Source organism: Corallococcus sicarius (assembly GCF_003611735.1).
In the GTDB taxonomy this organism is placed as follows: Bacteria; Myxococcota; Myxococcia; order Myxococcales; family Myxococcaceae; genus Corallococcus; species Corallococcus sicarius.
Genome location: NZ_RAWG01000120.1, coordinates 1 through 26,356, shown reverse-complemented (window position 1 = coordinate 26,356; position 26,356 = coordinate 1). Strand labels below are relative to the sequence as shown.

Annotated in this window: 23 protein-coding genes and 1 pseudogene; 20 read left to right on the top strand and 4 right to left on the bottom strand. The window is 69.2% G+C overall.

Annotated features, from left to right (window positions below):
• The 15 genes from D7X12_RS43760 to cglE all read left to right on the top strand — a co-directional run.
• On the top strand, positions 1–201 hold a 201-nt coding region (locus D7X12_RS43760), incomplete at its 5' end, for a hypothetical protein (RefSeq protein ID WP_208719157.1).
• A gap of 133 nt (positions 202–334) precedes the next feature.
• A complete protein-coding gene (locus D7X12_RS19655; RefSeq protein ID WP_120626814.1) occupies positions 335–493 on the top strand; it encodes a lmo0937 family membrane protein in 159 nt (52 codons plus the stop codon).
• On the top strand, positions 490–1,059 hold the full coding sequence (locus D7X12_RS19650; RefSeq protein ID WP_120626813.1) for a hypothetical protein: 570 nt from the start codon (positions 490–492) through the stop codon (positions 1,057–1,059). Before D7X12_RS19655 ends, D7X12_RS19650 begins: the two co-directional genes overlap by 4 nt.
• 76 nt (positions 1,060–1,135) lie before the next feature.
• Positions 1,136–1,789 (top strand): HupE/UreJ family protein, encoded by a 654-nt coding sequence (locus tag D7X12_RS43755; RefSeq protein WP_208719155.1) that lies wholly within the window; start codon positions 1,136–1,138, stop codon positions 1,787–1,789.
• A 150-nt stretch (positions 1,790–1,939) separates the two neighbouring features.
• Complete coding sequence (locus D7X12_RS43750; RefSeq protein WP_244224654.1) at positions 1,940–2,314, top strand: hypothetical protein; 375 nt, start codon at positions 1,940–1,942, stop codon at positions 2,312–2,314.
• Positions 2,315–2,409: 95 nt separating this feature from the next.
• Positions 2,410–3,180: a hypothetical protein gene (locus D7X12_RS19640; RefSeq protein ID WP_120626812.1), complete on the top strand. Its 771-nt coding sequence runs from the start codon at positions 2,410–2,412 to the stop codon at positions 3,178–3,180.
• A gap of 143 nt (positions 3,181–3,323) precedes the next feature.
• Positions 3,324–3,992: a 50S ribosomal protein L3 gene (rplC, locus tag D7X12_RS19635; protein ID WP_120609258.1), complete on the top strand. Its 669-nt coding sequence runs from the start codon at positions 3,324–3,326 to the stop codon at positions 3,990–3,992.
• Between the two features lie 334 nt (positions 3,993–4,326).
• On the top strand, positions 4,327–5,145 hold the full coding sequence (locus D7X12_RS19630; protein WP_120626811.1) for an outer membrane beta-barrel domain-containing protein: 819 nt from the start codon (positions 4,327–4,329) through the stop codon (positions 5,143–5,145).
• Between the two features lie 9 nt (positions 5,146–5,154).
• Positions 5,155–6,408: an outer membrane beta-barrel domain-containing protein gene (locus D7X12_RS19625; protein WP_120626810.1), complete on the top strand. Its 1,254-nt coding sequence runs from the start codon at positions 5,155–5,157 to the stop codon at positions 6,406–6,408.
• A gap of 2 nt (positions 6,409–6,410) precedes the next feature.
• Positions 6,411–7,970, top strand: coding sequence for a tetratricopeptide repeat protein (locus tag D7X12_RS19620; RefSeq protein ID WP_120626809.1), 1,560 nt, complete (start codon positions 6,411–6,413; stop codon positions 7,968–7,970).
• A 275-nt stretch (positions 7,971–8,245) separates the two neighbouring features.
• Positions 8,246–11,905 (top strand): tetratricopeptide repeat protein, encoded by a 3,660-nt coding sequence (locus D7X12_RS19615; protein WP_120626808.1) that lies wholly within the window; start codon positions 8,246–8,248, stop codon positions 11,903–11,905.
• The gene (locus D7X12_RS19610) at positions 11,902–13,344 is read left to right on the top strand and encodes a tetratricopeptide repeat protein (protein ID WP_120626807.1); all 1,443 of its coding nucleotides are present in this window, start codon (positions 11,902–11,904) and stop codon (positions 13,342–13,344) included. The genes D7X12_RS19615 and D7X12_RS19610 overlap by 4 nt, the downstream gene beginning before the upstream one ends.
• Before the next feature lie 136 nt (positions 13,345–13,480).
• Positions 13,481–13,765 (top strand): hypothetical protein, encoded by a 285-nt coding sequence (locus tag D7X12_RS19605; RefSeq protein WP_120626806.1) that lies wholly within the window; start codon positions 13,481–13,483, stop codon positions 13,763–13,765.
• Positions 13,766–13,821: 56 nt separating this feature from the next.
• A complete protein-coding gene (locus D7X12_RS19600) occupies positions 13,822–15,903 on the top strand; it encodes a TonB family protein (protein WP_120626805.1) in 2,082 nt (693 codons plus the stop codon).
• 179 nt (positions 15,904–16,082) lie between these two features.
• On the top strand, positions 16,083–16,682 hold the full coding sequence (gene cglE / locus D7X12_RS19595) for an adventurous gliding motility protein CglE (protein ID WP_120626804.1): 600 nt from the start codon (positions 16,083–16,085) through the stop codon (positions 16,680–16,682).
• 103 nt (positions 16,683–16,785) lie between these two features.
• On the opposite strand, the gene typA is transcribed toward cglE, so the two are convergent.
• The 3 genes from typA to D7X12_RS19580 form a co-directional block, all read right to left on the bottom strand.
• On the bottom strand, positions 16,786–18,630 hold the full coding sequence (gene typA, locus D7X12_RS19590) for a translational GTPase TypA (protein WP_120626803.1): 1,845 nt from the start codon (positions 18,628–18,630) through the stop codon (positions 16,786–16,788).
• Between the two features lie 169 nt (positions 18,631–18,799).
• On the bottom strand, positions 18,800–19,717 hold the full coding sequence (locus D7X12_RS19585; RefSeq protein ID WP_120626802.1) for an alpha/beta fold hydrolase: 918 nt from the start codon (positions 19,715–19,717) through the stop codon (positions 18,800–18,802).
• Positions 19,714–21,312: a sigma 54-interacting transcriptional regulator gene (locus tag D7X12_RS19580; protein ID WP_120626801.1), complete on the bottom strand. Its 1,599-nt coding sequence runs from the start codon at positions 21,310–21,312 to the stop codon at positions 19,714–19,716. The genes D7X12_RS19585 and D7X12_RS19580 overlap by 4 nt, the downstream gene beginning before the upstream one ends.
• A gap of 112 nt (positions 21,313–21,424) precedes the next feature.
• Between D7X12_RS19580 and D7X12_RS19575 the strand changes: the two genes are divergently transcribed.
• The 5 genes from D7X12_RS19575 (at position 21,425) to D7X12_RS19555 (ending at position 25,879) form a co-directional block, all read left to right on the top strand.
• Positions 21,425–22,426, top strand: coding sequence for a cation diffusion facilitator family transporter (locus tag D7X12_RS19575; protein ID WP_120626800.1), 1,002 nt, complete (start codon positions 21,425–21,427; stop codon positions 22,424–22,426).
• A 45-nt stretch (positions 22,427–22,471) separates the two neighbouring features.
• Positions 22,472–23,515, top strand: a complete 1,044-nt coding sequence (locus D7X12_RS19570; RefSeq protein WP_120626799.1) for a hypothetical protein — start codon at positions 22,472–22,474, stop codon at positions 23,513–23,515.
• A gap of 10 nt (positions 23,516–23,525) precedes the next feature.
• Entirely contained in the window at positions 23,526–24,083 is a 558-nt protein-coding gene (gene rsmD, locus D7X12_RS19565; RefSeq protein WP_120626798.1) for a 16S rRNA (guanine(966)-N(2))-methyltransferase RsmD, read from the top strand.
• A gap of 47 nt (positions 24,084–24,130) precedes the next feature.
• Positions 24,131–24,613, top strand: a complete 483-nt coding sequence (coaD, locus tag D7X12_RS19560) for a pantetheine-phosphate adenylyltransferase (RefSeq protein ID WP_120626797.1) — start codon at positions 24,131–24,133, stop codon at positions 24,611–24,613.
• 69 nt (positions 24,614–24,682) lie between these two features.
• The gene (locus D7X12_RS19555; protein WP_120626796.1) at positions 24,683–25,879 is read left to right on the top strand and encodes a pyridoxal phosphate-dependent aminotransferase; all 1,197 of its coding nucleotides are present in this window, start codon (positions 24,683–24,685) and stop codon (positions 25,877–25,879) included.
• On the opposite strand, the pseudogene D7X12_RS19550 reads toward D7X12_RS19555, so the two are convergent.
• A pseudogene (locus D7X12_RS19550) lies at positions 25,867–26,356 on the bottom strand (hypothetical protein); the annotation flags it as partial. The gene D7X12_RS19555 and the pseudogene D7X12_RS19550 sit on opposite strands and share 13 nt — an antisense overlap.

Genomic DNA, 26,356 nt, shown 5'->3' with positions numbered 1-26,356 from the left:
ATCTCCGCCTTCGCGACGGGCCTGGGCAACCGGCCTGCGATTGTCATCATCGAACCGGACGCCGTCGCGCAGCTGGACTGCCTCCCCAGCGACGCGGAGCGCCAGACGCGGCTGGGCCTGCGTACGTGGCGTGCGCGTCCCTCCTTTGAGATCCTTAAGAGCGGGGCTGGATTGGGCCCGCCAACGCCCGCCGCGGTCTGAAAAAATGCCTGGGGAGGGAAGTTTGTTTCCCAACCTGAGGCTGCAGAAAGCTCCGCCTGTTGCCGCAAGGGGGCCGCGTTCCTAGGTTGCGCCGGGTCTGATTCTCGGGCCCCTGTGTGGCGGGAGGCGTGGCGTGTACTGGACCATGGGCATCATCTTGATGGTGTTGTGGGTGATGGGTTTGATCACCGGCTCGACGGAGGGGCATTGGGTGCACCTCCTCCTGGTGTTCTCGCTCATCGCGTTCGTGTTGGCCGTGGCCTCCATTGGCCGCCGGCGGGGGCTGGCGTGAACGTGCCGGCGCTGGACATGGCGTGGCTGGAGCTGCCGCGGGACAAGGCGGGCTTCGTGCGGCGCGAGTGTCCCCGCTGCCAGCGCAACTTCAAGACGCGCCCCAACCGTCACGACGCGGGGATGCTGCAGCGGCTGCTCGCGGGCTACTTCCCCTTCGAGAACCTCCACGAGGCGTACACGTCGGAGGAGCTGCCCGCGTGGCACTGCCTGTACTGCGGTCACCGCGCGCTGCCGGATGCGTGGCTCACGCCGGAGCAGTCCGCGCACGTGGAGCGCATGGCGCGCGCGTGGGCCAACCACGTGCGCTACGAACAGCTGGCGTACGTGCAGCGCACGCTGTCGCACAACCCGCGCCCCACCTTCGTCTCGGTGGCGCCGGAGCCGCTGCCCCGGCCGCTGCCGCCGGATGAAGAGGTGCTGCGCACGCTCCCCATGGTCTGCTGCGGGGAAGAGGTGCAGGCGTCGTGGGACTGGCAGTCCATCCTCATCTGTCCGCGCTGCGGCACGCACCACGGTGGCGTGAGTGGCCGCCAGCAGGTGCAGTTGGAGTTCGTGCGCGAGTAGGGCAGGGCTTCGCCCCGGGCCGGGCCGGTCCGGAAGTGGACGGCCGGGGGGCGTGGAGGGCAGGCTGCCTTCCGCGATGAAGCTGGTTTCCGCCACCCGGGTCGTCTTCGCGGCCCTGGTGCTGCTGGGATCCTCCGTCGCCCAGGCCCATGAGGTGGAAGGCGCGCGCGAGGCGGCGGACGGCTTCGGCGACTGGGTGGGCCTGGGACTGCGGCACATCCTGGAGGGCGCGGATCACCTCTTGTTCCTGCTCGCGGTGCTGCTGGTGGGAGGCTCGTTCCGGCGCATGCTCGTGCTGGTGACGTCCTTCACGCTGGCGCACTCGCTGACGCTGGGGCTGACGGCGCTCGGGTGGGTGACGCTGGATGCGCGGGGCACCCGGTGGGCCGAGGCCGCGATCGCCGCCTCCATCCTCTACATGGCGCTGGAGAACCTGCTCTTGCGCCAGCACCGGCACCGCGCGGGGCTCACGTTCCTGTTCGGCCTGGTGCACGGGCTGGGGTTCGCGGGCGCGCTGCGTGAGCACGGGCTGGGGGACGCGGTGGTGCCGGGGCTCGTGGGCTTCAACCTGGGCGTGGAGCTGGGCCAGGCGGTGGTGATCGCCTTCCTCGTCCCCGTGCTGCGCATCCTCCAGCGCCGCCCCCGGCTGCACTCGAGGGTGATGAGGGTGTCGTCCATTGGCCTCGCGGGAATGGGGTTCTATTGGATGGTTGCTCGCGCGGTCGGTTGAATAACCCCACGTGCGTTCCTAGGTTGGGCAGATGAGGGTGGGGGAGGGACGCTGATGGGCGCGAGGCATACCCGGTTGGCCGCTGCACTGGCCGCCGCATGGGAGGCGGAAGTGGTGTCGGCCCGTCGAATGACGGGACTGGCGGAACGCATGAACGACGCGCGCGTGCGAGCGCGGCTGATGGTGCTGGCCGCCTTCTGCCGGGCGCATGCGTCCCGACTGCTGGCCCGGCTGGCGGCGCTGGGGCGGGGTCCGCTGCCGGTTCCCCCGGAGGAGATCGACCTGGATCCGGACACGGTGCTGGAGCTGCGCCGCGAAGGCGCCTTCGCCCGGGCGTCCGCCGCGCGCTACGAGAGCACCGCGGAGATGGCCCGCCAGCACGCGGACCTGTCGTCCGCCTGGGTGTGCGAACTCAACCGGACCGAGGAGCAGGACCGCGCCCGGGAGCTGCTCGCCCTGGCGGAAGGCGCCCTCGCGGCGGTGCGCCGGGAATCCCAGGCCGTGGCGGCCCCCGCCGACTCCTGAGGCGCCTCGGGTTTCCGGGGTGGACGGCCGGGCCGGGCAGGTGGGCCGTGCTCGGCCGGTGACAGTCCAGGCGTCTTGGGCGTATGAATCCGCCCATGGCGAAGGAGAGCTACAACGACCTCATCTTCCAGCTCGGCGACCTCGCCCGGGACGTCCTCCCGGGCAAGCCGAACTGCCCCCGCTCCATGGAACGCGTCTACCGCGCCGAAGAGGTGCTGGAGGCGCGCCGGGATGAACTGGCGGCGCTGGAAGCGGAGATGAACGACGAAGACGTCGCGTACCAGGACTACCTCGCGCAGCACGAGGACGAGTGCGCCGCCCAGAAGGAGATCACCGGCCGCTTCAAGCGCGCGGTGGACGCGGTGGAGGGCAAGGTGAAGGGCCTGCGCAAGACGCTGGCCACCCGCCGCGCCGACCTGCGCTACGCCATCGCGGGGCTGAAGAAGCTGGATGTGAAGCTGGCGGACCTGGAGATGACCACCCAGGACCCCGCCAAGCTGGACGCCGCCCGGCAGAACCTCAAGAAGAACCGCATCGCGCAGATGCGCCTGGCCCGCGAGGTGGAGGACTGGGAGGCGCAGCTGGCCGCCTCGCTCACCCCGCTGCCCGGCCAGCCCGGCGCGGCCGGCATCCTGGCGCACAAGCGCCTGATCGAGCTGGAGGACGCCGCCGAGGAGCAGAAGCGCGTCCACGACGCGCGCATGGCGGAACTCGATCAGGCCATCGCCGCCAAGGAGGAGGAGACGAAGGGCGCGGAAGATTATCTGGATCAAGCGCTGTTCCTCCTCGGCGAAGAGGTGTATGCCCAGCGAATCGCGGAGGCGCAGCTCGCTTCCTTCTATCCCCGGCTGGATCGCGCGCAGTGAAGGGGACACCCGCCCGTATTGCTTGACGTAGGGTGTGTGTTTGCTATCTTGCGCCGCTTCCTGGCGGCCGCGGGTACGCGTGTAGGCCAGTTCATTGAATTCATTGGGCTTTCGGCGCCACGGGCGCTCGCTGTGAGGACGACGTGAAGGGTCTGATTGGCAAGAAGATCGGCATGACCCAGGTGTTCAACGACGAGGGCAACCTCGTTCCGGTGACGGTCATCGACGTCAACACCTGTCTGGTTGTCGGCAAGCGCACCCCGGAGAAGGATCAGTACTCCGCGGTGACCGTGGGCTTCGGCGAGATTCGCGAGAAGCTCCTGAACAAGCCGCAGCTCGGCTTCTTCAAGAAGGCCAGCGCCACGCCGCGCCGCCACCTGCGTGAGTTCCGCGTCACGGCCGAGGAGGCCGCCGCGTTCAACGTGGGCGAGGCCGTCAAGGCGGACATGTTCACCAAGGGCGAGCTGGTGGACGTCACGGGCGTCACCAAGGGCCGCGGCTTCTCCGGCGTCATGCGCCGCTGGAGCTTCAAGGGTTCGCAGACCAAGACGCACGGTACGCACGAGTATCAGCGTCACCCGGGCGCCATCGGTCAGCGTAAGACGCCCGGCCGTACCTACCCGAACAAGAAGATGCCCGGCCACTACGGCGTCGAGCGCAACACCACCCAGAACCTGACGGTGGTGGACGTGGACGTGGAGAAGGGCCTCGTGCTCGTCAAGGGCGCGGTCGCCGGCCACAACGACAGCATCGTGATCGTGCGCCCCAGCATCAAGGTGGCGATGCGCGCCGCGCACAAGGCCGCGCGCTAGTCTCAAACCGCTGCTGACGTCGGGGCGCGCGGCACTCGCGCGCCCCATTCGACGCCCCGCTTCTGGCACCTTCGGGTTCCGGGCGGGGCGTTCGTCGTTTCGGGCGCTGGCGTCGCTCCGTGCGGGCCGGGCCCGCGTGAGCCCGTCTGAAACGTTGAGTGCTGGTCTCCCTGGGGACAAAGGGCGAAAACTTTACCGACTCGCGTTGGGTTCCGCTTGCGGTGAAGGGGCGCCGTGCTCACATGGCTGTCCCACGCCGGGGCCTCGCCGTCGCTGCAGACGGAAGCGGGCCGCCGGTCTACCCAACGGCCCACCCCCGGGCCGGGCAGGAGATATGAACGCACGCACGCTTCGCGTCTTCGCAGCGCTGTGCATCTCGCTGACGGCGCTCGGCGCCGCCGCACAGGAAGACGGCGTCCTGGACTCAGCGGTCGTCCGCAACCGGCTGTACAAGCCCGCGGGCCATCCGGAGCTGTCCCTGTCCGTGGGCCTGCCGGTGCAGACGCACCTGACGGCGCACTACTTCTTCAACGTCGGCCTCGCCTACAACCTGTTCGACACGTTCGCGCTGGAGGCGCGGGCGGGCTACGCGGCCAGCCGCCACACGGGCCTGGCGCGCTCCATCTCCGAGTCCTTCCTGGACCGCGAGGACAAGCGCGTCACGGACGAACTGGAGGACCTGTGGCAGATGAACCTGCACGGCGTCATCGGCGCGCGGTGGGCCCCCATCTACGGGAAGATCAGTCTCGTCGCGGACATCCCGGTGCACTTCCAGACCTACCTCTGGGCGGGTGGCGGCCTGGGCAACCTGAAGCGCGAGTCCGTCATCCAGTGCACCCAGGTGGTGGACCGGGCGGCGGGCGTCTGTGACAACCGCACGGCGGTGGACGACCGGGGCTCGGCCACGGAGAACTACTGGGTGAAGGAGTCGCGCGTGGCGCCTGTGGTGTCCGCCGCGCTGGGCTTCCGCTTCTTCATCCAGCAGAAGCACGGCGTGCGGCTGGAGCTGCGCGACTGGATCTTCAAGGACAGCTACCGCGTGAACCTGCTGCGCGACGACTGGGAGGCCGGCAATCCCACCGGCGAGCCCGCCGGCAGCCCGGGCCTCACGCACCTGGTGCAGTTCGACCTCGGCTACACCTACTCCTTCTGACCCCTTCCTATGCGACCCTTCCGTTCCATCGCGCTCCTCGTCGCAGCGGTGCCTGCCCTCGCCCTCGCGCAGGGCGCGGCCCCCGCGCAGCCCCCGGCCGGACAGTCGGCCCCGGCGGCGGCTCCAGCGGCGGCCCCGGGCTCCTCGGGCCCGGAGACGACCGCGCCCGCTTCTCCTTCACCGGCTGAGCCTCCCGAGCGCTCGCGCACCCAGCGCGACGCGCCCGCGGTGCCCCAGACGGCGCCCGACGCGGCCCCCGCGTCCCGGCCCACCGACGACGACGCGGAGGGCACGCCCGCGCAAGGCCCCCAGGCTCCGGGGCCCACGTCGGGCACCGCGCCCGAAAGCCCTCCCAGCGACGCGCCGGTGCTGGACTCCGGCGGCGAGGCCCCGCGCACCACGGACGCGCAGCAGCAGCGGCTGGTGAACGGCGCGCCGCTCTACAACCCGAACGTCAACGTCCACATCGTCCAGAAGAAGCGCTTCGCGGACGAGGGCAAGCACGAGCTGGTGCTGTACCCCGGCGTCGTCCAGGTGAACGGCAAGTTCACCAACCACGTGGGCACCGCGCTGCACTACGTCTACCACCTGCAGGAGAACTTCGCCCTCCAGGTGGGCGGCCAGTACAACTGGTACTCCGACGAGAGCGACTTCAACCTGGAGCTCATCGACAAGGTGCGTGAGCAGGCCCAGGCCGCATCTTCGCTGCTGCTCCAGTGGGGCGCGCACGCGGGCGTGGAGGTGACGCCGCTGTACGGCAAGTTCGCCTTCTTCAACAACTCGCTGGCCCAGTTCAGCCTGGTGCTGAGCGGTGGCGCGGGCATCGGCAAGACGCGCCACCTCATCCGCCCGGAAGTGGCCAACGAGGTGGAGGGCCAGACGTACCAGGTGCCCGCGCGCTTCGGCGACACCGGCAACAAGTTCCTGGGCGAGGTGGGCGGCGGCTTCCGCGTGCAGTTCGGCGAGTCCTACGCCTTCCGCCTGGAGGTCCGCGACCTCATCTACACCGCGCGCGTGGACAAGGTGGACGGCTGCAACCTGGCGGACTTCGAGTCGCTGGAGGCCGCCCGCGCCGCGAACCAGCCCTTCGAGGGGCTCAACCTGAGCAGCAGCTGCAAGGTGGCGAAGTTCGACGGCGTCGATCCGGAGACGAAGAAGAACTACCGCGAGGACATCATCCTCGGCCGGGACCTGGTGGCCGAGCCCTCGTCGGACGTCCTCAACAACGTCAGCTTCTACGCTGGCTTCTCGGTGCTCTTCTAACCATGTCCCGACTGCTCCGACTCCTCGTCGTCCTCGCGGGCCTCGGGCCCGTCTTCGCCGCTTCCTTCTGGCCCGTGCAGGCCTCCGCCCAGCAGGACGTGGGCGCGTACAACCGCGCGCTGTCCGCCTTCAACGCCGGCCAGTTCGACACCGCCGCCCCCCTCTTCGCGCAGCTCGCCGAAGGGGACGACGCGGACCTGAAGGGCAAGGCCGAGTACTACCTGGCGCAGACCTTCGCGAAGAAGGAGCTGCCCGTCGCGGCCTTCATCTCCTACGCCGCCATCGTCAACGCCGGCCCCAAGCACCCCTCGTACCTCAAGGCCATCGAGGGGCTGGTGGACATGCAGCAGCTCTTGGACGAGCAGAACCTCATCCCCAGCATCCTGAACCAGGCCTACTCCGACGAGGTGCGCGACCAGTGGGTCACGCTGCCCAAGGAGGTGCTCGCGCGCATCAACTACCTGGTCGGCACCGCCGCCCAGCGCCGCATGCGCTACGAGGAGGCCCGCGCGCTCCTGGAGGCCGTGCCCGCCGACAGCCGCGTCTACGCCAAGGCCCGCTACCTGCTGGGCACGGTGCTCGCCGATCCGCGCTTCCCGGGCCGCCCGGGCGAAGCGCAGACGCTGGACAAGGAGGCCATCAACGCCTTCCAGACGGTGCTCTCCACGAAGGAGCCGCAGGTGGAGCTGCCGGAGACGCGCGAGCTGGCGCTCCTGGCCCTGGGCCGCGTGCACTACCGCCGGGGCGAGTACGCCGACGCGGTGAAGGCCTACGAGGGCGTGCCCCGCTACGCGCGCTTCTGGGATCAGGCCCTGTTCGAGAACGGCTTCGCCCGCTTCCAGAACGAGGACTTCGGCGGCGCGCTGGGCAGCCTCCAGGCCCTGCACGCGCCCCAGTTCGAGGGCGCCTTCCAGCCGGAGTCGTGGATCCTCAAGTCCACCGTCTATTACTACTCGTGCCTCTACGACGAGGTGAAGACGACGCTCGCGGCGTTCGACGAGCGCTATGGCCCCATGGCGAAGCAGCTGGAGCCCTTCACCGGCGAGGACCTGCCGCTCGTGCAGGCCTTCAACCTGGTGGCCGCGGAGAACCGCCGCCTGCCGCGCCCGGTGTACCTGTGGATCCGCAACAACGAGCGCGTGCGTGAAGTGCTGCGGACCCTCTCCCGCGTGGACGCGGAGAAGCGCGCCATCACCGAAGGCCCCTGGCGCGGCACGCCGCTGGCCGCGCAGACGGTGGCCTCGCTGGAGGACGTGCGCGGCACGCTGCTCCAGGTGGGCGGCACGCTGGCGAAGAACCGCCTCAAGGAGGCCGCGGACAACCTCCGCACCTACTCCGACCAGGCGGAGATCATCCGCGTCCAGACGGCGCTCGACGAGAAGGACCTCTTCTCCGCGGGCGTGGACCAGAAGACGCTGCTCACGCGCCAGACGCTCTACCGTCCGAAGATGCCGGGCGAGGCGTGGAACTACTGGCGCTTCCAGGGCGAGTTCTGGATCGACGAGATCGGCTACTACCAGTACACGCTCAAGCGGGGCTGCCCCGCACGCGCGGAGAAGTAGGCGCGACGCAGGGATGACGTAGGCCGGGGGCGTACCCGGCTGCTCGGCAAGCACGAGGTTCCGAGGCCCCTTGTCCGTGACAGTGCGTCACGGGGGAGGGGCCTCTTCACGTTGTTGAGTCCTGGAAGTTCGCTCGGGGTGATCGCGTACGCGAGGGCACAAGGCACGTTCTGGGCCACTTCTCATTCCGGGGACCCGCGTCTACTTTCCGGCGTCCCTCCCAGTTGGGCAGAAGTTTGCCCACTTTGGCGAGGCGCGGTTCTCCAGGAGCTCGCATGAAGGTGGTTCTTCGGTTCGGTGCACTGGCAGTGGGCGTTGCGCTCGCGGCTGGTGGGGTGGGGGAGGCGGCGGAGCCGACGGCACCGCCGCGCAAGGTGGCGACGAAGAAGTCCTCTTCGGCGGCGAAGGCCGCGGGCAAGAAGGGCGACGCCGCGCTCAAGAAGGAGGACGCCAGGAAGTCAGCGGAGGCGAAGAAGGCGGAGTTGCCTCCCGGCGTGGCGCCCCAGGACATGCGCAAGGGGCCGGCGCGGGTGAAGCCCGCCTCGGCCAAGTTCGCGGACGTGCCACGCATCGCGGACTCCAAGAAGGACGCGCTCGCGGACAAGAAGCGCGACGAGGCCATTGAAGGCTTCAAGCGCCTCATCCCCAAGCTGCAGGAGACGTCCACCCAGAAGGCGGAGATGCAGTACCGCCTGTCGGAGCTGTACTGGGAGAAGTCCAAGTACCTCTACCAGCTGGAGATGGAGAAGTTCCTCGCGGCGGAGAAGGCCTACGACGCGGCCCAGGCGCGCGGCGAGAAGGCCACCGCGCCGGAGCAGGATCACCGCGACTCGGAGCGCTACCGCGCCGAGACGATGCGCATCTACGAGGACATCCTCCGCGAGTACCCGGAGTACCCGGCCCGCGACGAGGTGCTCTTCTCGCTGGGCTACAACCTCTACGAGTTGAACCGCCGCGAGGACGCGGTGGCGCGCTACGAGGAGCTGATCCGCGACTTCCCCAAGTCGCAGTTCGTCCCGGACGCGTACATCCAGCTGGGCAACCACTACTTCGAGAACAACAAGCTCGCGCCCGCGAAGGTGAACTACGAGAAGGCGCGCGACTCCGGCGTCCCGAAGATCTACGCCTACGCGACCTACAAGCTGTCCTGGTGTGACTTCAACGCGGGCGACCTGGACGCGGGCCTGAAGAAGCTCCACGAGGTGGTGGACTACGCCAGCACGCGCGGCGAGGAGCTGGGCGACCTGCGCACGGAGGCGCTCAACGACCTGACCGTCTTCTACGTCCAGCTGGATCAGCCCAAGGAGGCGCTCGCGTACTTCCGGGAGAAGGCGCCGCCGAAGCGCCAGGGCCGGCTGCTCGCCAAGACGGCCGCGGGCCTGGTGGACGCGGGCCACTTCGACAGCGCCATCCTGGTGTACCGCACCCTCATCGACGACGCGCCCATGGGCGTGAACGCGCCCGAGTACCAGCAGGCGGTGGTGCGCGCGTACGAGGGCCTGCGTCAGCGCCAGCAGGTCCGCAAGGAGATGAAGCGGATGGTGGACCTCTACCGCCCGGGCGGCGAGTGGTGGACCACCAACTCCGGCAACGCGGGCGTGCTGCGCAACGCCTTCAGCGTCACCGAAGAGGCGATGCGCGTGATGGTGACCGAGTACCACCAGGAGGCGCAGAAGACGCGCCAGGTGGAGACCTACCGGCTCGCGCGCGACATCTACAAGCAGTACGTGGAGGCGTTCGCGTCCAGCGAGAACCCGGAGTTCGTCGCGGACTCGGCCTTCAACATCCGCTTCTTCTACGCCGAAATCCTCTGGGCCCTGGAGGAGTGGCAGGCCGCCGCCGCCGAGTACGACGCCGTCGTCGCCTTCAAGATTCCGGACCGCGACTCCGCGCGCGAGGTCTCCAACGAGGCCTACCGCAAGAGCGCCGCGTACAACGCGGTGCTCGCGTACGACAAGCTCGTCAAGATTGAGCGCGGCCAGCTGGCCCGGAGCGACCTGAAGGACGGCCAGAAGGTCGACGAGAAGAAGGACAAGGGCGACGTCGCCAGGCAGAAGCTCGTCAAGCGCGACGCCAAGGAGCAGGCGGAGCAGCCGCTCACGAAGTTCGAGGAGCGCCTGGTCGCCGCGTGCGACACGTACAACGGCCTGTACCCGGGCAACCAGGATGAGATCGACCTGCGCTACCAGGCCGCCGTCATCCTCTACGACCGCGCGCACTTCGTGGACGCGGCCCGCCGCTTCGGAGAGATCATCGAGAAGTTCCCGGAGGAGCGCCGCTCGCGCGACGCCGCGGACCTGACCATGTACGTGCTCGAGAGCCGCGAGGAGTGGTTCGAGCTCAACACCCTGTCGCGCAAGTTCCTGGGCAACCCGAAGCTGTCCAAGCCCGGCTCCGACTTCGCGGCCCGCGTGGCCCGCGTGGTGGAGGGCAGCCAGTACAAGTACGTGGACGAGGTCGTCTACAAGAAGGAGAAGAACCCGGCGAAGGCCGCCCAGGCGTTCCTGTCCTTCGTGACGGAGTTCCCCAAGTCGGAGAACGCGGACCGCGCGCTCACCTACGCGATGATCATCGCGCAGGAGGCGGGCGAGGTCGACAAGGGCATCATCGCCGGCGAGCGCGTCCTCAAGGAGTATCCGACGAGCGCCTTCGAACTGAAGGCCCGCTACACGCTGTCCGGCCTCTACGAGAAGGTGGCCGAGTTCAAGAAGGCCGCCGCCATGTCGGAGTCCTTCGTGGCCGAGTACGACGCGGCGATGAAGGCCCGCGAGGCCAAGAAGGAGAAGGCCAAGGCGGGCGCGGTGGCGAAGAAGGATGACGTCCCGGGCGCGGCCGAGGACGCGGGCTCCAAGCGCGAGCAGCAGGCCGCCGAGCGCAAGGCGCTGGTGGACGAGGCGGGCGCGTGGGTGGCGGATGCCCTCTTCAACGCGGGCGTCTGGTACGACGGCCTGGGCGAGTCCCAGAAGGCCGTCACCGCGTGGAACAGCTACCTGACGCGCTTCAAGGACCGCAAGGACGTGCCCCAGGTGGCGTTCTCCATCGGGCTCGTCTGGGAGAAGGAGAAGAAGTGGGGCGAAGCGGCCCGCGCCTTCAGCGCCTTCGTGGACACCTACGGCCGGGACTCGCGCACCGCCGCGGGCCAGCCGTACCTGGCCCGGTACCATGAGCTGCTCGCGTACCAGAAGATGAAGGACGTGCGCGGCCAGGAGAAGGCGCAGGACGAGCTGGTGCGCGGCTGGAACAAGCTGGCGGAAGGCGTGCGCAAGGACACCGCGGTGCTCAACGCCTACGGCCACGCGCGCTTCCTGGCGCTGGAGCCCACGTGGAAGCGCTTCACGGACATCAAGTTCACGCGCGTCTCCACCATCCGCCGCGACCTGACGGCCAAGCAGCGCGAGATGCAGCGCGTGGAGAAGGAGTACGCGGCGGTGCTCGCCACGGGCTCCGGCGAGTGGGGCATCGCGGCCCTGACGCGCATCGGCCTGGCGTACGCGGACTTCGCGCGCAACATCATGGACTCGCCGGATCCGGCCGGCCTGGATGATGATCAGCTCAGCATGTACCGCGGCGAGCTGGAGACGCTGGCGCTGCCCCTGGAGGACAAGTCCAGCGAGGCGCTGGAGAAGGGGCTCCAGAAGGCCTACGAGCTGGGCATCTACAGCGAGTGGACGCTGGCCGCGCAGGACCAGTTGAACCGCTTCCGTCCGGGCGCCTACGCCCAGGTGCGGCCGGTGACGTACCGGGGCAGCAGTGATTCGCGCATCGCCGCGGGCGTGCTGAAGGACCTCCACGGGCCCATCAGCGCCTCCGCGGAGCCGAAGCCCGCCGCGCAGGACGCCAGGCAGCCGGAAGGCACGAAGCCGGCCCCGTCGCCGGAAGGCGCGGAGGGTCCGCGGTCCGAACCCACCGCCCGGCTCGAGGGGGTGCAGCCGTGAAGACGACGAACAGCAGCGACATCAGCAGCCAGTTCAAGGGGATGGGGACGACGCAGATGAACGGGTTTCGCACCAAGCGCATGCTCCTGGCCGGGGCCTTCGCCTTCGCCTTCACCACGGCCTGCGCCACGGGCCCCCGGCCCACGCCCGTCGCGATGAACGCGGTGGAGAAGCCCGCCGCCACGGTGCCCACCCCTCCCGCGCCCGTCGTGATGGAGAAGGGGGACGCCAACAACCTGTTCGCGGAGGCGCTGAAGGCCTACGAGGCCGGGGACCTGGACACCGCGCGCAAGGGCTTCGAGCAGGTCGTGGCGAAGGAGCCCCAGGCGCTCAACGCCCAGTTCAACCTGGGCGTCATCGCGGAGAAGCAGGGCCGCGCGGCGGACGCTCGCGCCGCCTACGAGAAGGCCCTCTTCCTCGACCCCGCCCACACGCCGTCGGTGATGAACCTGGGCCTGATGCACCGGCACGAGGGCCAGCTGGAGGAGGCCATCGCGCTCTACACGAAGGCGCTCCAGACGCCCGGCCATGAGCACGACGAGCCCGTCCTCAACGGGCTGGCCGCGACGTACCGGCTGGCGGGCAAGCTGGACGAGGCGGAGGCCACCGGCCGGCGCGTGCTGGCGCGCAGCAAGGACAACCCGGAGGCGTACAAGACGCTGGCGCTGGTGGCGTACGACCGGGGCCAGTACCGCCTGGCGGAGCTGCTCATCGTCAACGCGCGCAAGGTGGCGGAGAAGGACCCGGCCATCTCCAACACGCTGGGGATGATCTACCTGAAGATGGACGACCGCCCGCGCGCGCTCGCCCAGTTCCAGAAGGCCGTGTCGCTGGACGACAACTTCGCCGCCGGCCACCTCAACCTGGGCGCGCTGGCGCTCGCCTACCGCGACTACGCGGGCGCCGAGCGCTCCTTCGCCAAGGCCCTGTCGCTGGACCCCGAGGGCGTGGACGGCCAGCTGTACCTGGCGTACGCGCTGGACGGACAGAAGGGCCTGGATCCGAAGAAGGGCGTGGCCGCGGGCGAGGCGTTCGAGAAGGTGCTCGCGCGCCGCTCGGATCAGCCGGAGGCCGTGTGCGGCGCGGGCTGGGCGTACGCGGCCGACCGCTCGGGCTTCGAGAAGGCCATCGCCTTCCTCGACCGCTGCAAGGAGCTGGGCGCCACGTCCTCGAATGACAAGCAGCTCATCACCGCCAAGGTGCAGGGCCTGCAGAACATGCTCAAGAACCCGCCGGCACCCGCACCCGCCGCCACGGCGGAGGCGGAGGGCGAGCCCAAGAAGGAGGGCGCCGCCGCCACCGGGGGCGCGGGCTCGTCCGTGATGAACCAGCTGCCCCAGGACACGTCCGCGCCCGAGCAGGCTCCTGCTCCTGTGGAAGCCGCGGGCGAGGCCCCCGAGGCGACGACGGAGGCCGCTCCGGCGGCCCCGGCGCCCTGAAGAAACAACAGTCGCCCCGGAGGCGGGAATGAGAACTTTCTTCCCGCCTCCAGCCCCCCAGGTGCAACCGGCCGGGCGACCCCCATAGAATCCAGGGACTTAGGGTTGGTGCGAGCCCTGCAATGGAGAACGGCACATGAAGCGACTGCTGGCAGCGATGGTGACGGTGGGGCTGATGGGCGCGGGCCCGGCCCTGGCGCAGGACAGCGGGCGGGACTCGGTGAAGGTCATCCAGGAAGAGGACCGCACCGTGTACCGCAAGAAGACGGTGATTGATTTCACGGATGTGGCGGTCGAGGGCGAACTCACGAAGCCGGAAGGTTCGTACGTCCTCAACCGCAAGAAGACGGACTTCCAGAGCCTCATCAAGGTCCGGGAGAACTTCGACCCGGAGTTGCAGAAGTCGGCGGACAATCTTTAGACGGATCAGGTGGCGTTGAACGTTTTCGGGACGGGAAGGGAAGAAGGAAGAACTTCATGGCGGCGGCGAGAAAAAACGGTTTGACGCTTCGGATCACCACCCCCGATGGCTCCATCCAGGAGACTGTGTCGGAGGCGGAAAGTGTCATCGTGGGGTCGGGCGCCCAAGCGGCGGTGAAGATTCAGGACCCGCGGGTCTCCAATCTCCATGTGATGCTGAAGGTGGACCACGATGGCTCGGTAACGGCCATCGACCTGGGCAGCGAAGGTGGCACCCAGGTTTCAGGGCAGCGGCTCGTCATTCCCACGGCGCTCAAGCCGGGTGACGTGTTGACGGTGGGGACCTCGCGGGTGGAGGTGCTCTTCGGTGACACGCCCCGGCCGGTGGCTCCGGCGGGCGCGGCGGTGGCGAAGCCCGGGGTGTTCCAGCAACTGCCTCCGCAGCGTCCGGCGATGCACCCGACGCAGCAGGCTCCGGTGGGCCCCCAGGCCCAAGGCCAGGTCCAGGTCCGGCGCGACGTCGCGCCGCCCCGGCCTCCTCCGGTGCAGGCAGCGGCACCCTCCAACGTCGTGGGCACGGTGAGCACGCCGCGTTCCGCGCCGGTGGGCGGCATGGGCGCCCAGATGGCCACGACGCACACGGCGGCTCCTACGCCCGTGTTCGAGGCCCCTCCGGCGATGGTGCGCAAGGCGACCCCGCAGGCGGTGGTGGCGGCGAAGAAGCCGCAGCCCCTGCCGCACCTGCAGGAGCCCCTTCCTCCGGACGCGCAGCCCACGCCCGAGGCGAAGGTGCTCCAGGTGTCCATGCTCTGGGGCGACCAGATGCTGGAGGTCCAGCACTTCAAGGACGGCGCTCCGGTCACCATCGGCGAGGGCCAGAAGAACGCCTTCCACGTCTTCGTGCCGCAGGTGGGCAAGAGCCACGTGCTCGCGGTGAGCAAGGGCGACAAGCTGGAGCTGCGCGCTCCGGCGGGCTGTGGCGTGTTCGTCACCAACAAGGGTGACGTGCGCACCAAGGACACGCTGCGCGCCCTGGGCCAGCTCAACGCGGCGGCCCCGGACCAGGAGCAGCTGTTCACCCTGGGCCTGCACGACCGCGCCGAGGTGTCCCTGGGCACCGTGGCGTTCGTGATGCGCTACGTGAAGCCGTCGCCGGTCATCCTGGCCACCTCGCTGGCCGACCGCGACTTCAGCTTCTTCAAGATCGCCGCCATCTGCATCCTGGCGTCGGCCGCCTTCATCACCGCGATGCTGCTCACGCCGCACTCGGACCTGCGCTCCGCGGACGACGTCTTCGAGTCCCAGCAGAGCGTGGCCAAGTTCCTCATCGCCCCCGAGAAGAAGGTGGAGGCGAAGAAGCTCCAGCTCTCCGGGGTGGAAGAGGGCGCCAAGGCGAAGGACGAAGAGGGCAAGTTCGGCAAGGAGGAGGCGAAGCTGGAGGAGGCCGCGCCTTCGAAGCCGGGCACCAACGTCGTCGACAAGAGCAAGAAGGAGAAGGACCGCCAGGTGGTGGGCAAGGTGGGCCTGCTGGGCGCGCTCAAGGGCATGAAGGGTGGCGCGTCGGACGTGTTCGGTCCGGGCGGCATCGGCACCGGCATCAACAACTCGCTGGGCGGCCTCAAGGGCGGCGCGGCCATGGGTGACGCGCAGGGCGTGGGCGGCCTGGGTTCGCGTGGCACGGGCAACGGCGGTGGCGGCACGGCGCTGGGCATCGGTGGCCTGGGCACCCAGGGCACCGGACGCGGCGTGGGCGGCTCGGGCGGCATCGACCTGGGCGGCCGTGGCAAGTCCGTGACCAAGGTCATCCCCGGCAAGACGACGGTGGTGGGCGGCCTGGACAAGGACGTCATCGCCAAGGTCATCCGGCGGCACCAGAACGAGATCAAGTACTGCTACGAGTCGGAGCTGAACAAGAACCCGTCCCTGGCCGGCAAGGTCGCGGTGGCCTTCACCATCGACCCGGCGGGCGCGGTGGCGGACGCCAACGTGGCGGAGACGACGCTGGGCAGCACTCCGGCGGAGAACTGCATGATCTCCCGCATCCGTCGCTGGAAGTTCCCGGAGCCCAAGGGCGGCGGCGTGGTGTCCGTGACGTACCCCTGGCTGTTCTCGCCCTCGGGCGCGGACGCCGAGGGGTAGCTGGCAGCAGGACCCCGACGTCCGTCGGTTCGTAGGCTGGAAGACCAAATGGCGTGGACGAAACGGTCCACGCCATTTTCGTTTTTCCCCGCTGCCGTTTCGTGCCGGCCATCACTAGTGTCCGTGCGCCGCTCCGGGAGTGCGAGTGGAGCGAGAGGACTACCGTGACGGGAGGAGTCGTGAGGAAGTCGCTGCTGTGGGCCGCGCTCGCGCTGGGGACGCCGGCCCTGGGGGCCACGCCGCCGGAGGGCGTTCCCTTCGAGACGCGCCGGGGGTTCTTCACCGAGACGGACCTCGGGGTGTTCTTCACCGTGGGCGGTGAGAACAGCTACTCCAACGCGCAGTCGTACGTGCAGCTGGGCATTGGCTACGACTTGACGGAGCGGCTGTCGCTGGGGGCGCACTTCGCGCTGGGGGCCTCCGCGCAGAACTGCTTCGCGGGCTACCTGCCGGACTCCAACATCTGCGCCCTGTCGGACAACTTCACCGTGGCCTTTGGCGACCTGACGGCCGCGTACCACGTGAAGCTGGCCAACCGCTTCTACCTGACGCCCAAGGTGGCCGCGGGCTACACGCGCCTGGACCCCACGCCCGTGGACCCGGACGCGGGTGACCCGGGCCGCTCCGTCAACGCGTTCAACGCGGGCCTGGGCGTGGGCGTGGAGTACGCCACGTCCTTCGAGCACTTCACCGTCGGCGCGGATGTGCTGGGGCGCTACATCATCGGGCCCAACATCATGACGTTCGCCGTGTTCCCCCGGGTGAAGTACACGTTCTGAGGCCGGGCAGCGTCGCCAGGCCTCGGGGAACGAAGAAGAGGCCGCCACCCGGATGCGGGGTGACGGCCTCTGGAAGACTTCCCGGAAAGGGGAAGAGCGCCCCTTAGTCGTTGCGCTCTTCGCGCTTGCGCTCACGCTCGGCGCGGTAGCGGTCGCCGTTGGCCAGCGCCTTCTTGCGCATGCGCACGGACTTGGGCGTCACCTCGACGAGCTCGTCGTCGGCGATCCACTCCAGGGCCTTCTCCAGCCCCATCTCGCGCGGCGGGACGAGGATGACGTTCTCGTCGCGGCCGGCGGCGCGGATGTTGGTGAGCTTCTTCTCGCGGCAGCAGTTGACGTTCAGCTCGGACGGGTGGGAGTGCTCGCCGATGATCATCCCCTCGTACACCGTGACGCCTTCGCTCACGAACAGCTGGCCGCGCTCCTGGATGGAGAACAGCGCGTAGGGCACGGTGTCGCCCAGGCGGTCGGAGACGATGGCGCCGTTGGCGCGCTTCGGGATGTAGCCGAACCACGGCTCGAAGCCGTCGAACTGGCTGCTCATGATGCCCTCACCGCGCGTGATGGTGAGGAACTCCGAGCGGAACCCGATGAGGCCGCGCGCGGGGATGCGGAACTGGAGCCGGGTGCGGCCCGAGCCCAGCTGCTGCATGTCCGTCATGCGACCCTTGCGGGGCCCCAGGCGCTCCGTCACCACGCCCACGCTGGTCTCCGGCACGTCGCAGAAGACCAGCTCCATGGGCTCGTGGAGCACGCCGTCCACCGTCTTGGTGATGGGCTCCGGGTTGGAGGCCGTGAGCTCATAGCCCTCGCGGCGCATGTTCTCGATGATGACGGCCAGCGCGAGTTCGCCACGGCCCACCACGCGGAACGCGTCCGGCGTCGCGGTGTCCTCCACGCGCACGGCCACGTTGCGGTAGGCCTCGCGGTACAGGCGCTCACGCAGGTTGCGCGAGGTGACGAACTTGCCTTCCTTGCCGGCCAGGGGTCCGTCGTTGACCTTGAAGATCATCATCATCGTGGGCTCGTCCACGGTGATGCGCGGCAGGGCCACCGGCTTCTCGGGGTCGGCGATGGTGTCGCCGATGGAGATCTCCTCGATGCCCGCGATGGAGACGATCTCGCCGGGGCCGGCGTCAGCGATCTCCACGCGCTTCAGGCCGGAGAAGCCGTACAGCTTCACGATCTTGCCCGGCTGCACCTTGCCGCCATCGCGCAGGACGGCGACGGGCATGTTGGCCGTGATGCGGCCCGCCTGCACGCGACCCACGGCCAGACGACCGACGTAGTCGTCGTAGTCCAGGTTCGCGACCAGCAGCTGGAGCGTCGTCTGCTCCGCCGGAGGCGCAGGCGGGGGCGGGATGTGCTTGATGATGGCGTCGTACAGGGGCTCCAGCGTCTTGCCCGGCACGTCCAGCGACGTGGAGGCCTGACCCTGGCGGGCGACCGTGTAGAGGACCGGCATCTCCAGCTGCTTATCGTCCGCGCCCAGGTCGATGTAGAGCGAGTAGACGAGGTCCAGCACTTCCTTGGCCCGGGCGTCCTGACGGTCGATCTTGTTGATGACCAGCACCGTCTTCAGGCCCATGGCGAGCGCCTTGGTGAGCACGAAGCGCGTCTGGGGCAGGGGCCCTTCGGCCGCGTCCACCAGCAGGATGACGCCATCGACCAGGCGCAGACCGCGCTCCACCTCGCCACCGAAGTCGGCGTGGCCCGGGGTGTCGATGATGTTGATCTGCATCCCCTTGTAGGAGACGGCAGTGTTCTTCGCGAGGATCGTGATGCCCTTCTCACGCTCGAGATCGTTCGAGTCCATCACTCGATCGGTCATGTGCTCGTTGGAGCGGAAGGTACCGGCCTGCCGGAGCAGGTGGTCGACCAGGGTGGTCTTCCCGTGGTCGACGTGGGCGACAATGGCGACGTTGCGGATGTTTTCGCGAGAGATCATGCGGTCCGACTGACTGAAAGAGGTGCGAAGAGACACGCCCAGAACGGGGTTTCTCAATCCCACCGGAACCCGGAAGGCGGGGGCTTATATGCCGGGGGCGTGCCGCCTGCAATGAACGCGGGTGTTTAGCGACCAGACAGGAGGGCCCTCCCCCGTCCCCGCGCTTATCCTACCTGGGGCCTGGATTCCCGGTTTCCACCCCCAAGCGGTCGTGGAGGAAGCGCTCCACGCGCAGCTCCACCAGTCCTGGGACCTCCAACGGCGCGGTGTGGGTCCCCTCGGAGATCATCAGGAGTTCGGAGGCGGGGATGCGCTCGGCCATCTTCCGGGAGAGCCAGCCGGGGGTGAAGCGGTCCTTCTCCCCGGCGACGACCAGGGTGGGCACGTCCACGTGCTCCAGGTGATCCCACGCGGTGTGGTTGGCCAGCGAGTCCAGGGTGCGCACGAAGACGACAGGGTCCATCTGGGCCAGGTGGGTGAAGTAGGGCGCCAGGTCGTTGCGGGCGATGAGGTCCGGGTTCATCTCCAGCCGGATGGCCAGCTGCACCACCAGCTCCGTGGTGAGCGCCGCGTGCACCAGCCGCGCGGTGTGGCGGGGGAAGCGCTCCACGGCGCTGCGCAGGGTGGGGAAGAGGCGCTTGAGCAGGGTGGAGTCGTGGAAGGTGTCCAGCGGCATGCCGTAGCTGCCGCACACCAGCACCAGCCCCTGCACGCGCCGGGCGTAGCGGCGGTGGAACTCCAGCGCCACCTGCACGCCCATGGAGTGGCCGAAGAGGACGGCCTGATCCAGGCCTGCGGCGTCCATCACCCGCGCCAAATCGTCGCAGGTGTACGCCATGCCGATGCGCGTGCGGTCCGTGGGCACGCTGCTCTTGCCGTGGCCCCGGTAGTGCCAGCGCAGCACCCGGTGGCGCCGGCCGAGGTAGGGCAGGAGGTACTTCCACGCGAAGCCGTCACAGCCCAGGCCGTCGCAGAGCACCATGCCCGGGGTGCCTTCGCCGCGCACCTGGTAGTAGAGGTCCGCGCCGTCGGGGACCCGGAGCGAGTCCTGACGGAAGGACATCACGTGGCCGATGGCGCCGCTCATGCCTCCACCTCCTCGTCCATCCCTTCCGACAGCGCCTCGGGCAGCCCCTTGTCCAGCCCGTAGCGGGTGATTTTGAGGATGAGGTTGGAGCGGCTGATGCCCAGCTCGCGCGACAGCCGGCTCTTGTTGTTGCGCGTGCGCACGAGCCCCTGGTGGATCATCTCCTTCTCCAGCGACTCCACCGCCTCGTGCAGCTTTCCGTGCGCGCGCGGGGCGATGAAGGGCCCGCCGCCAGGGACGACGGTGTCGCGGATGCGGCTGGAGAGCAGCTCCGCGGGGATGACCTCCAGCTCGCCGCCGAGCACGAGCAGCCGCTCGATTTCATTCTCCAGCTCGCGGATGTTCCCCGGCCACGCGTACGCGCCCAGGATGCCCAGGGCCTCCGGTGCGAGCCCCCGGGCGCGCTGGCCCTCGCGGTGGTGCTTGCGCAGGAAGTGGTCGATGAGCACGGGCAGGTCGTCCTTGCGCTCGCGCAGGGGTGGCAGCTGGAGGCGGATGACGTTGATGCGGTAGTAGAGGTCCTCGCGGAACTCACCCCGCTTGACCATGTCGCCCAGGTCCTTGTGGGTGGCGGCGATGACGCGCACGTCCACCTCGCGCGACTGCGTGCCGCCCACGGGCAGGAAGGTGCCCTCCTGGAGCACGCGCAAGAGCTTCACCTGGAGGGCGGGGGACATGTCGCCCACCTCGTCCAGGAAGAAGGTGCCGGTGTCGGCGACCTCGAAGAGGCCCTTCTTGTCCTTGAGCGCGCCGGTGAAGGCGCCGCGCGTGTGGCCGAAGAGGGCGCTCTCCAGCAGGTTGTCGTTGAAGGCGGAGCAGTTCTGCACGACGAACGGCTTGTCCTTGCGCGGGCCGTTGTGGTGGATGGCGCGCGCCACCAGCTCCTTGCCCGTTCCGGACTCGCCGTTGATGAGGACGGTGGAGTCGGAGTTGGCCACCTTCTCCATCAGGCGGAACACCTCGTTCATCGCGCCCGAGCGGCCGATGATCTTCTCGAAGCGGTAGCGGTTGGACAGCTCGGAGGCCATGGACTGGATGGTCTCCTCCTTGCGCGTGAGCTCCACCTCCTGGTTGGCGATCTCCGTCACCGCGAACTCCAGCAGGTCCGACAGCTTGCTCAGCTCCGAGCCGTCCAGCACCGGCGTCCGCTCCGGGGCGCCCTCCAGGTCCAGGTGCGCGCCGGGGAGGATGTCGCGCATCTTGGCCTGCAGCACGTGGCCGTCCTCGGGCGTGAGCGGCTGGCGGGCGAAGCCCTCCACGAAGAGGAAGCCCTCGTACTCGTTGCGGATGTAGAGCGGCGCCCCCACGATGCTCAAGCGCAGGTGGCAGTCGTGGGACAGCGCGCGGCGCACCTTCTTGGCCGCCTTGAACTTCTCATGCAGCACCCGCACCGACTGGGCGCACCGCCGCATCCCCTCCCGCGAGCCGAGCGAGTGGCGGCAGAAGTCGTTCGGCGGTGGGATGAAGTCCCCCCGCTGCCAGTCGTGCACCACCCCGTTGCGATCCGCGAACGACAGCTCCACCTGCCACCACTTGCGGATGACATCCCTCAACATGACAATGGTGTGCAGATTCTGATGCTTCTCGAAGTCCATCCCCGCGGGCCTCCCCCTGTTCCGGATCAGGACAATGGATCTACGGGGTTGTCTGAAATCAATCCAGCGGCCTCTGTCCGATGAAGGCGCTGTTGGCGTACCCTGAGCCCCTGTGAGCGCACCCCCACATACACACGGCAGGGCCGGGCACGACCCTTCGCACGACCATGACCATGACCACTCGCACCATGGCCATGGGCACGGCCATGGGCACTCCCACGGACCCCGGAAGGGCGGGCTGGCGGAGGAGCGTCGCAAGGACCGGCGCCGGCTGCTGTTCGCGCTGGGGCTGACGGCCACCATCATGGTGGCGGAGGCGGTGGGCGGCTTCCTGACGAACTCGCTGGCGCTGCTCTCCGACGCCGGCCACATGCTGACCGACGTGTCGGCGATGATCCTCAGCCTGCTGGCGCTGTGGTTCGCCGGCCGGCCCGCGGACCTGAAGAAGACCTACGGCTACTACCGGATGGAGATTTTGAGCGCGCTCCTCAACGGGGTGATGCTGCTGGTCATCACCATCTTCATCCTGATGGAGGCCTGGGAGCGGCTGCGCACGCCGGCGACGGTGGAGCTGGGCCCCATGGCCATCGTCGCGGGCATCGGCCTCGTGGCGAACCTGGCGGCGCTGGGCTTCCTGCACCAGACGCACTCCATGAACGTGCGCGGCGCGTTCCTGCACGTGCTGGGGGACACGCTGTCGTCGGTGGGCGTGCTGGTGGGCGCGGGCATCATGTGGTGGACGGGCTGGTACGTCGTCGACCCCATCATCTCGGTGCTCATCTCCATCGTCATCGTCGTGGGCGCGCTGCGGCTGGTGAAGGACGCGGTGGACGTGCTGCTGGAGGCGGTGCCCGCGCACGTGGACCTGGAGCAGGTGCGCGAGCTGATGGGCAAGGTGCAGGGGGTGCAGGCGGTGCACGACCTGCACGTGTGGACCATCTCCAGCGGGATGTACGCGCTGTCGGCGCACCTGGTGGTGGCGGACCCGATGGTCTGCAACAACGACGACATCCTGTCCGCGGTGAAGCACGAGCTGTTTGATCGGTTCGGCATCGACCACACGACCATCCAGATTGAGAGCCAGGCCTACGCCCACCTGGGCGAGGTGCACTGACGTCCTTGCGAAAGGGGCGCGGGGCGGGGATTCTCGCCGGCTCCTATGAGCGTGCTGGACAAGGTGTTGACGCTGCGGCCGGGCAACGTGGTGGCGCGGGTGGGCCCGGGCTCCCGGGTGCCCCTGTTGGATCCACGCGAACTGCTGCGCGCGCTGGAGTCCGTGCCGGCCGCGCTGCCGTGCCTCCCCGTGCTGGCCAAGGGCTCGCTGCCGGGGCTCTTGCGCGCGGCGCGGGCGGAGGACGCGGTGCTGGGGCTGGCGTGTCCGCACCCGCTGGCGGACCGGGGCGCGGCGGAGCGCTTCGTGCTGGCGGTGCACGCGGCAGCCGTGGAGGCCGAGCACACCCGGCCCCTGTTCCTCCAGGCGGGCCCCGTGCGGGTCAGCTCCACGGACGCGGACGTGCTGGACGCGCTCAAGGACGGCCTCTTCCGCGTGGTGGACGCAGGCTTCGCGCTGGTGTCGCTGGAGCTGTCGCGCCTCACGTCCTACGAGGCGGTGGAGGCCGTCACGGCGCTGGTGGCCCCACTGACGGAGCGTGAGCTGTCGCTGGAGGTGTCCCCGCCCCAGCTCTCTGCGGGAGGGCTGTTGGACGCGTGCGGCACGCTGCTGGAGGGGCTGTCGCAGTGGAAGGTGCCGCCGCGCTTCCTGCGCGTGACGGAGGCGCAGCTGGGGGCGGGGGACCCGGACGTGGAGCTGCTGCGGCAGGTGGTGGAGCTGGCCGGAGCGCGGGGCGTGGCGGTGACGGTGGGCGACCTGTCGGAAGCGGCGCCGCGGGGGCTGTCCAGCTACGTGGCGGCGGGGGTGCGCAAGGTGGACTGCGGGGGCCCGTTCGGTCCCCTGGCCCTGCGCGCCTGGCCTGCCGAGGACCGGGCCCAGGTGGTGGCGAAGGCCCAGGCGGCGGGCATGCCGGCGGGGGAGCTGCTGTCGATGCTGGAGGAGGGGCTGCCGCCCCTGACGGACGGCGCGCGCGAGACGCTGGAGGCGCTGTCCTTCTCGGAGGCCACGGAGGTCATCGCGGCGCTGGGGGCCCGGCGCACGGCTTCCGGGGCGATGGCGTTCCTTGCGAAGCCGGCCGGGGACCTGGGCTAGAAGGGCGCTCATGCGCATCGTGGCAGGCAGCGCGAAGGGCCGGGCCCTGCAGGGTCCCAAGCCGTCGTCCGGACACATCCGCCCTACGGCGGACCGCGTCCGCGAAACCATCTTCAACATGCTGGGCCAGTTCCTGGACGGGCAGGCGGTGCTGGACCTGTACGCCGGCACCGGGGCGCTGGGGCTGGAGGCCCTGTCGCGCGGGGCGGGGCGGGTGGTGCTGGTGGACCAGGACCGCGAGGCCCAGGCGCTCTGCCGGCTGAACACCGACGCGCTGGGCTTCGCGGCCCAGGTGTCCATCCTGGCGCAGCCGGTGGCGCGGGCGGTGGAGACGCTGGGCAAGAAGGGGGAGCGCTTCGAGCTCATCTTCGCGGATCCGCCCTACGCGGCGCGCGTCGTGGAGACGGTGCTGGAGGCCGTGGCGGCGTCGGGGGTGGTGGCCCCGGGCGGCATGGTGGTGGTGGAGCACGACAAGCGCGAGGAATCCCCGGAAGCCCACGCGGGGCTCACCCGGGATGACCAGCGCCGGTTCGGGGACACCCTGGTCAGCTTCTACCGGGCCCCGTGACGTGCGCTTGACCGGTTGCGTGGGGCCGCCGAGACTCCCCGTCACCCATGCCGGTTGCCATCTATCCTGGTTCGTTTGATCCGCTCACCAACGGGCACCTGAGCCTCATCCAGCGCAGCCTGAAGATGTTCGACCGGCTCATCGTCGCCATCGCGGTGAACCCGAAGAAGACGCCCCTCTTCAGCCAGGAGGAGCGCATCGAGCTCATCCGCGACGCGTGCAAGGACAGCCGCGTGGAGGTGGACGCGTTCCACGGGCTGCTGGTGGACTACGTGCACCAGCGCCAGGTGAGCGTCGTCATCCGCGGCCTGCGGGCCGTGTCGGACTTCGAATACGAGTTCCAGCTGGCGAACATGAACCGCAAGCTGGCGCCGGACATCGACACCGTCTTCATGATGACGGGCGAGGACTACTTCTACATCTCCTCGCAGCTCGTCCGGGAGGTCGCCTCCTTCGGGGGGAACGTGGAAGGGCTCGTCCCCCCGAACGTCTACGCGGGGCTGAAGAAGAAGTTCGGCACCAAGCCGTAGGCCACCGGACAACGCAGCGCGCCGGAAGGGCCTTGTCCGTCCTGGCACTTCCGGCTAGGCATTGACGGCATGAAACTCGCCCGCCGGCTGCATGCCATCAAGCCCTCCGCCACCCTGGCCCTCAACGCGCGCGCCAAGGCGCTTGCCGCGAAGGGAGAGGACGTCGTGGTGCTGGCCGCGGGCGAGCCGGACTTCGACACGCCGGAGTTCGTGAAGCAGGCGGCCATCGACGCGCTCCGCTCGGGCTTCACCAAGTACACGGCCACGGCGGGCATGCCGGAGCTGCGCGAGGCCGTCTGCCGCAAGCTGGAGAAGGACAACGCGCTCAAGTACACGCCGGATCAGGTGGTGGTGACGGCCGGCGGCAAGCAGTCGCTCTACAACGCGTTCCAGGCGCTGCTGGATGACGGTGACGAGGTCATCATCTTCTCGCCGTACTGGGTGAGCTACCCGGACATGGTGCACCTGGCGGGAGGCACGCCGGTCATCGTCCCCACGCGCGAGGAGGACGGCTACGCGCCGGACCCGGAGGCCATCCGCCGCGCGCTCACCCCGCGCACGCGCGCCATCGTCCTCAACAGCCCCGCGAACCCCACGGGCGCGGTGTACTCGCGCGCCACGCTGGAGGGCATCGCGGCGGCGGTGCGCGACCACGACTGCATCCTCATCACCGACGACATGTACGAGAAGCTCCTCTACACGGGGGAGTTCCTCAACATCGGCAACGTGGCGCCGGACCTGGTGCCCCGGCTGCTCGTGTCCAACGGCCTGTCCAAGTCCTACGCGATGACGGGCTGGCGGCTGGGCTACGCGGCGGGCCCCAAGGCGCTCATCTCCGGCATGCAGCTGGTGCAGGACCAGTCCACGTCCAACGCGTCCTCCATCACCCAGAAGGCGGCGCTGGCGGCGCTCAACGGCCCCTCCGACACCATCACCGCGATGGTGAACGAGTACCGCGAGCGCAGGGACCTGTTCGTCGCGGGGCTCAACGCCATTGAAGGCATCCGCTGCCGGCTGCCCGAGGGCGCCTTCTACGCGATGGCGGATGTGCGGGCCCTGCTGGGCCGCTCCTACAAGGGCACGGTGCTCACGACGAGCCTCCAGCTCTCCGAGGCACTGCTCAACGACTTCCTCGTGGCGGCGGTGCCGGGCGACCCGTTCGGCGCGCCGGGCTACATCCGGATGAGCTTCGTCACCTCGCGCGAGGTGCTCCAGAAGGGCCTGAAGCGCCTGCGGGACTTCGTGGCCGCGCTTCAGTCCGTGTAGGCGAAGGCCTGCCAGCTCAGGCCGCCGTTGCCCCGGAAGAGGAAGATGGCGGCGTGGCCGGAGAGGTTGCCCACGGCGGCCCAGGTGTCCTTGAGCGCGCGCGGGTCCAGGCCCAGGCGCGCGGGGGGCTTGCCGTACTTCTTCTCCATCTCCGCCATGGGCATCACTTCGATGTCGTAGAGCGTGACGAGGTCGGTGCGGCGGGTGCGCAGCTGCTTCACCCACGTCTGCACCAGCTCCTCGGGCGTGTTGTAGCGCTTGTCCTCCAACTGGAACGGGTACGTCAGCTCCGCCGCCGCGGAGCGCACGTCGCCGGTCAGCAGGCTCTGGAAGAGGAAGCGGGCCTCCTGCTGGATGCGGGTGCGGTTGAGCGCCTCGGGCGTCAGCTCCTCCTCGGTGAGGGCCTGGGCGCCGCGGGCCGCGTTGATTTGCGCGGCCGCTCCGGATGGGGCGGGGACGGGAGCGGCCGCGCAAATC

Bases quoted from the DNA above. Each gene is read 5' to 3' on its own strand.
- D7X12_RS19625 (WP_120626810.1), top strand. From the start codon at position 5,155: ATGCGACCCTTCCGTTCCATCGCGCTCCTCGTCGCAGCGGTGCCTGCC.
- D7X12_RS19630 (WP_120626811.1), top strand. From the start codon at position 4,327: ATGAACGCACGCACGCTTCGCGTCTTCGCAGCGCTGTGCATCTCGCTG.
- typA (WP_120626803.1), bottom strand. From the start codon at position 18,630: ATGATCTCTCGCGAAAACATCCGCAACGTCGCCATTGTCGCCCACGTC.
- D7X12_RS19580 (WP_120626801.1), bottom strand. From the start codon at position 21,312: ATGGACTTCGAGAAGCATCAGAATCTGCACACCATTGTCATGTTGAGG.
- coaD (WP_120626797.1), top strand. From the start codon at position 24,131: ATGCCGGTTGCCATCTATCCTGGTTCGTTTGATCCGCTCACCAACGGG.
- D7X12_RS19570 (WP_120626799.1), top strand. From the start codon at position 22,472: ATGAGCGTGCTGGACAAGGTGTTGACGCTGCGGCCGGGCAACGTGGTG.
- rsmD (WP_120626798.1), top strand. From the start codon at position 23,526: ATGCGCATCGTGGCAGGCAGCGCGAAGGGCCGGGCCCTGCAGGGTCCC.
- D7X12_RS19640 (WP_120626812.1), top strand. From the start codon at position 2,410: ATGGCGAAGGAGAGCTACAACGACCTCATCTTCCAGCTCGGCGACCTC.
- D7X12_RS19585 (WP_120626802.1), bottom strand. From the start codon at position 19,717: ATGAGCGGCGCCATCGGCCACGTGATGTCCTTCCGTCAGGACTCGCTC.
- D7X12_RS43755 (WP_208719155.1), top strand. From the start codon at position 1,136: ATGAAGCTGGTTTCCGCCACCCGGGTCGTCTTCGCGGCCCTGGTGCTG.
- D7X12_RS19620 (WP_120626809.1), top strand. From the start codon at position 6,411: ATGTCCCGACTGCTCCGACTCCTCGTCGTCCTCGCGGGCCTCGGGCCC.
- D7X12_RS19600 (WP_120626805.1), top strand. From the start codon at position 13,822: ATGGCGGCGGCGAGAAAAAACGGTTTGACGCTTCGGATCACCACCCCC.
- D7X12_RS43750 (WP_244224654.1), top strand. From the start codon at position 1,940: ATGAACGACGCGCGCGTGCGAGCGCGGCTGATGGTGCTGGCCGCCTTC.
- D7X12_RS19605 (WP_120626806.1), top strand. From the start codon at position 13,481: ATGAAGCGACTGCTGGCAGCGATGGTGACGGTGGGGCTGATGGGCGCG.
- D7X12_RS19615 (WP_120626808.1), top strand. From the start codon at position 8,246: ATGAAGGTGGTTCTTCGGTTCGGTGCACTGGCAGTGGGCGTTGCGCTC.
- D7X12_RS19555 (WP_120626796.1), top strand. From the start codon at position 24,683: ATGAAACTCGCCCGCCGGCTGCATGCCATCAAGCCCTCCGCCACCCTG.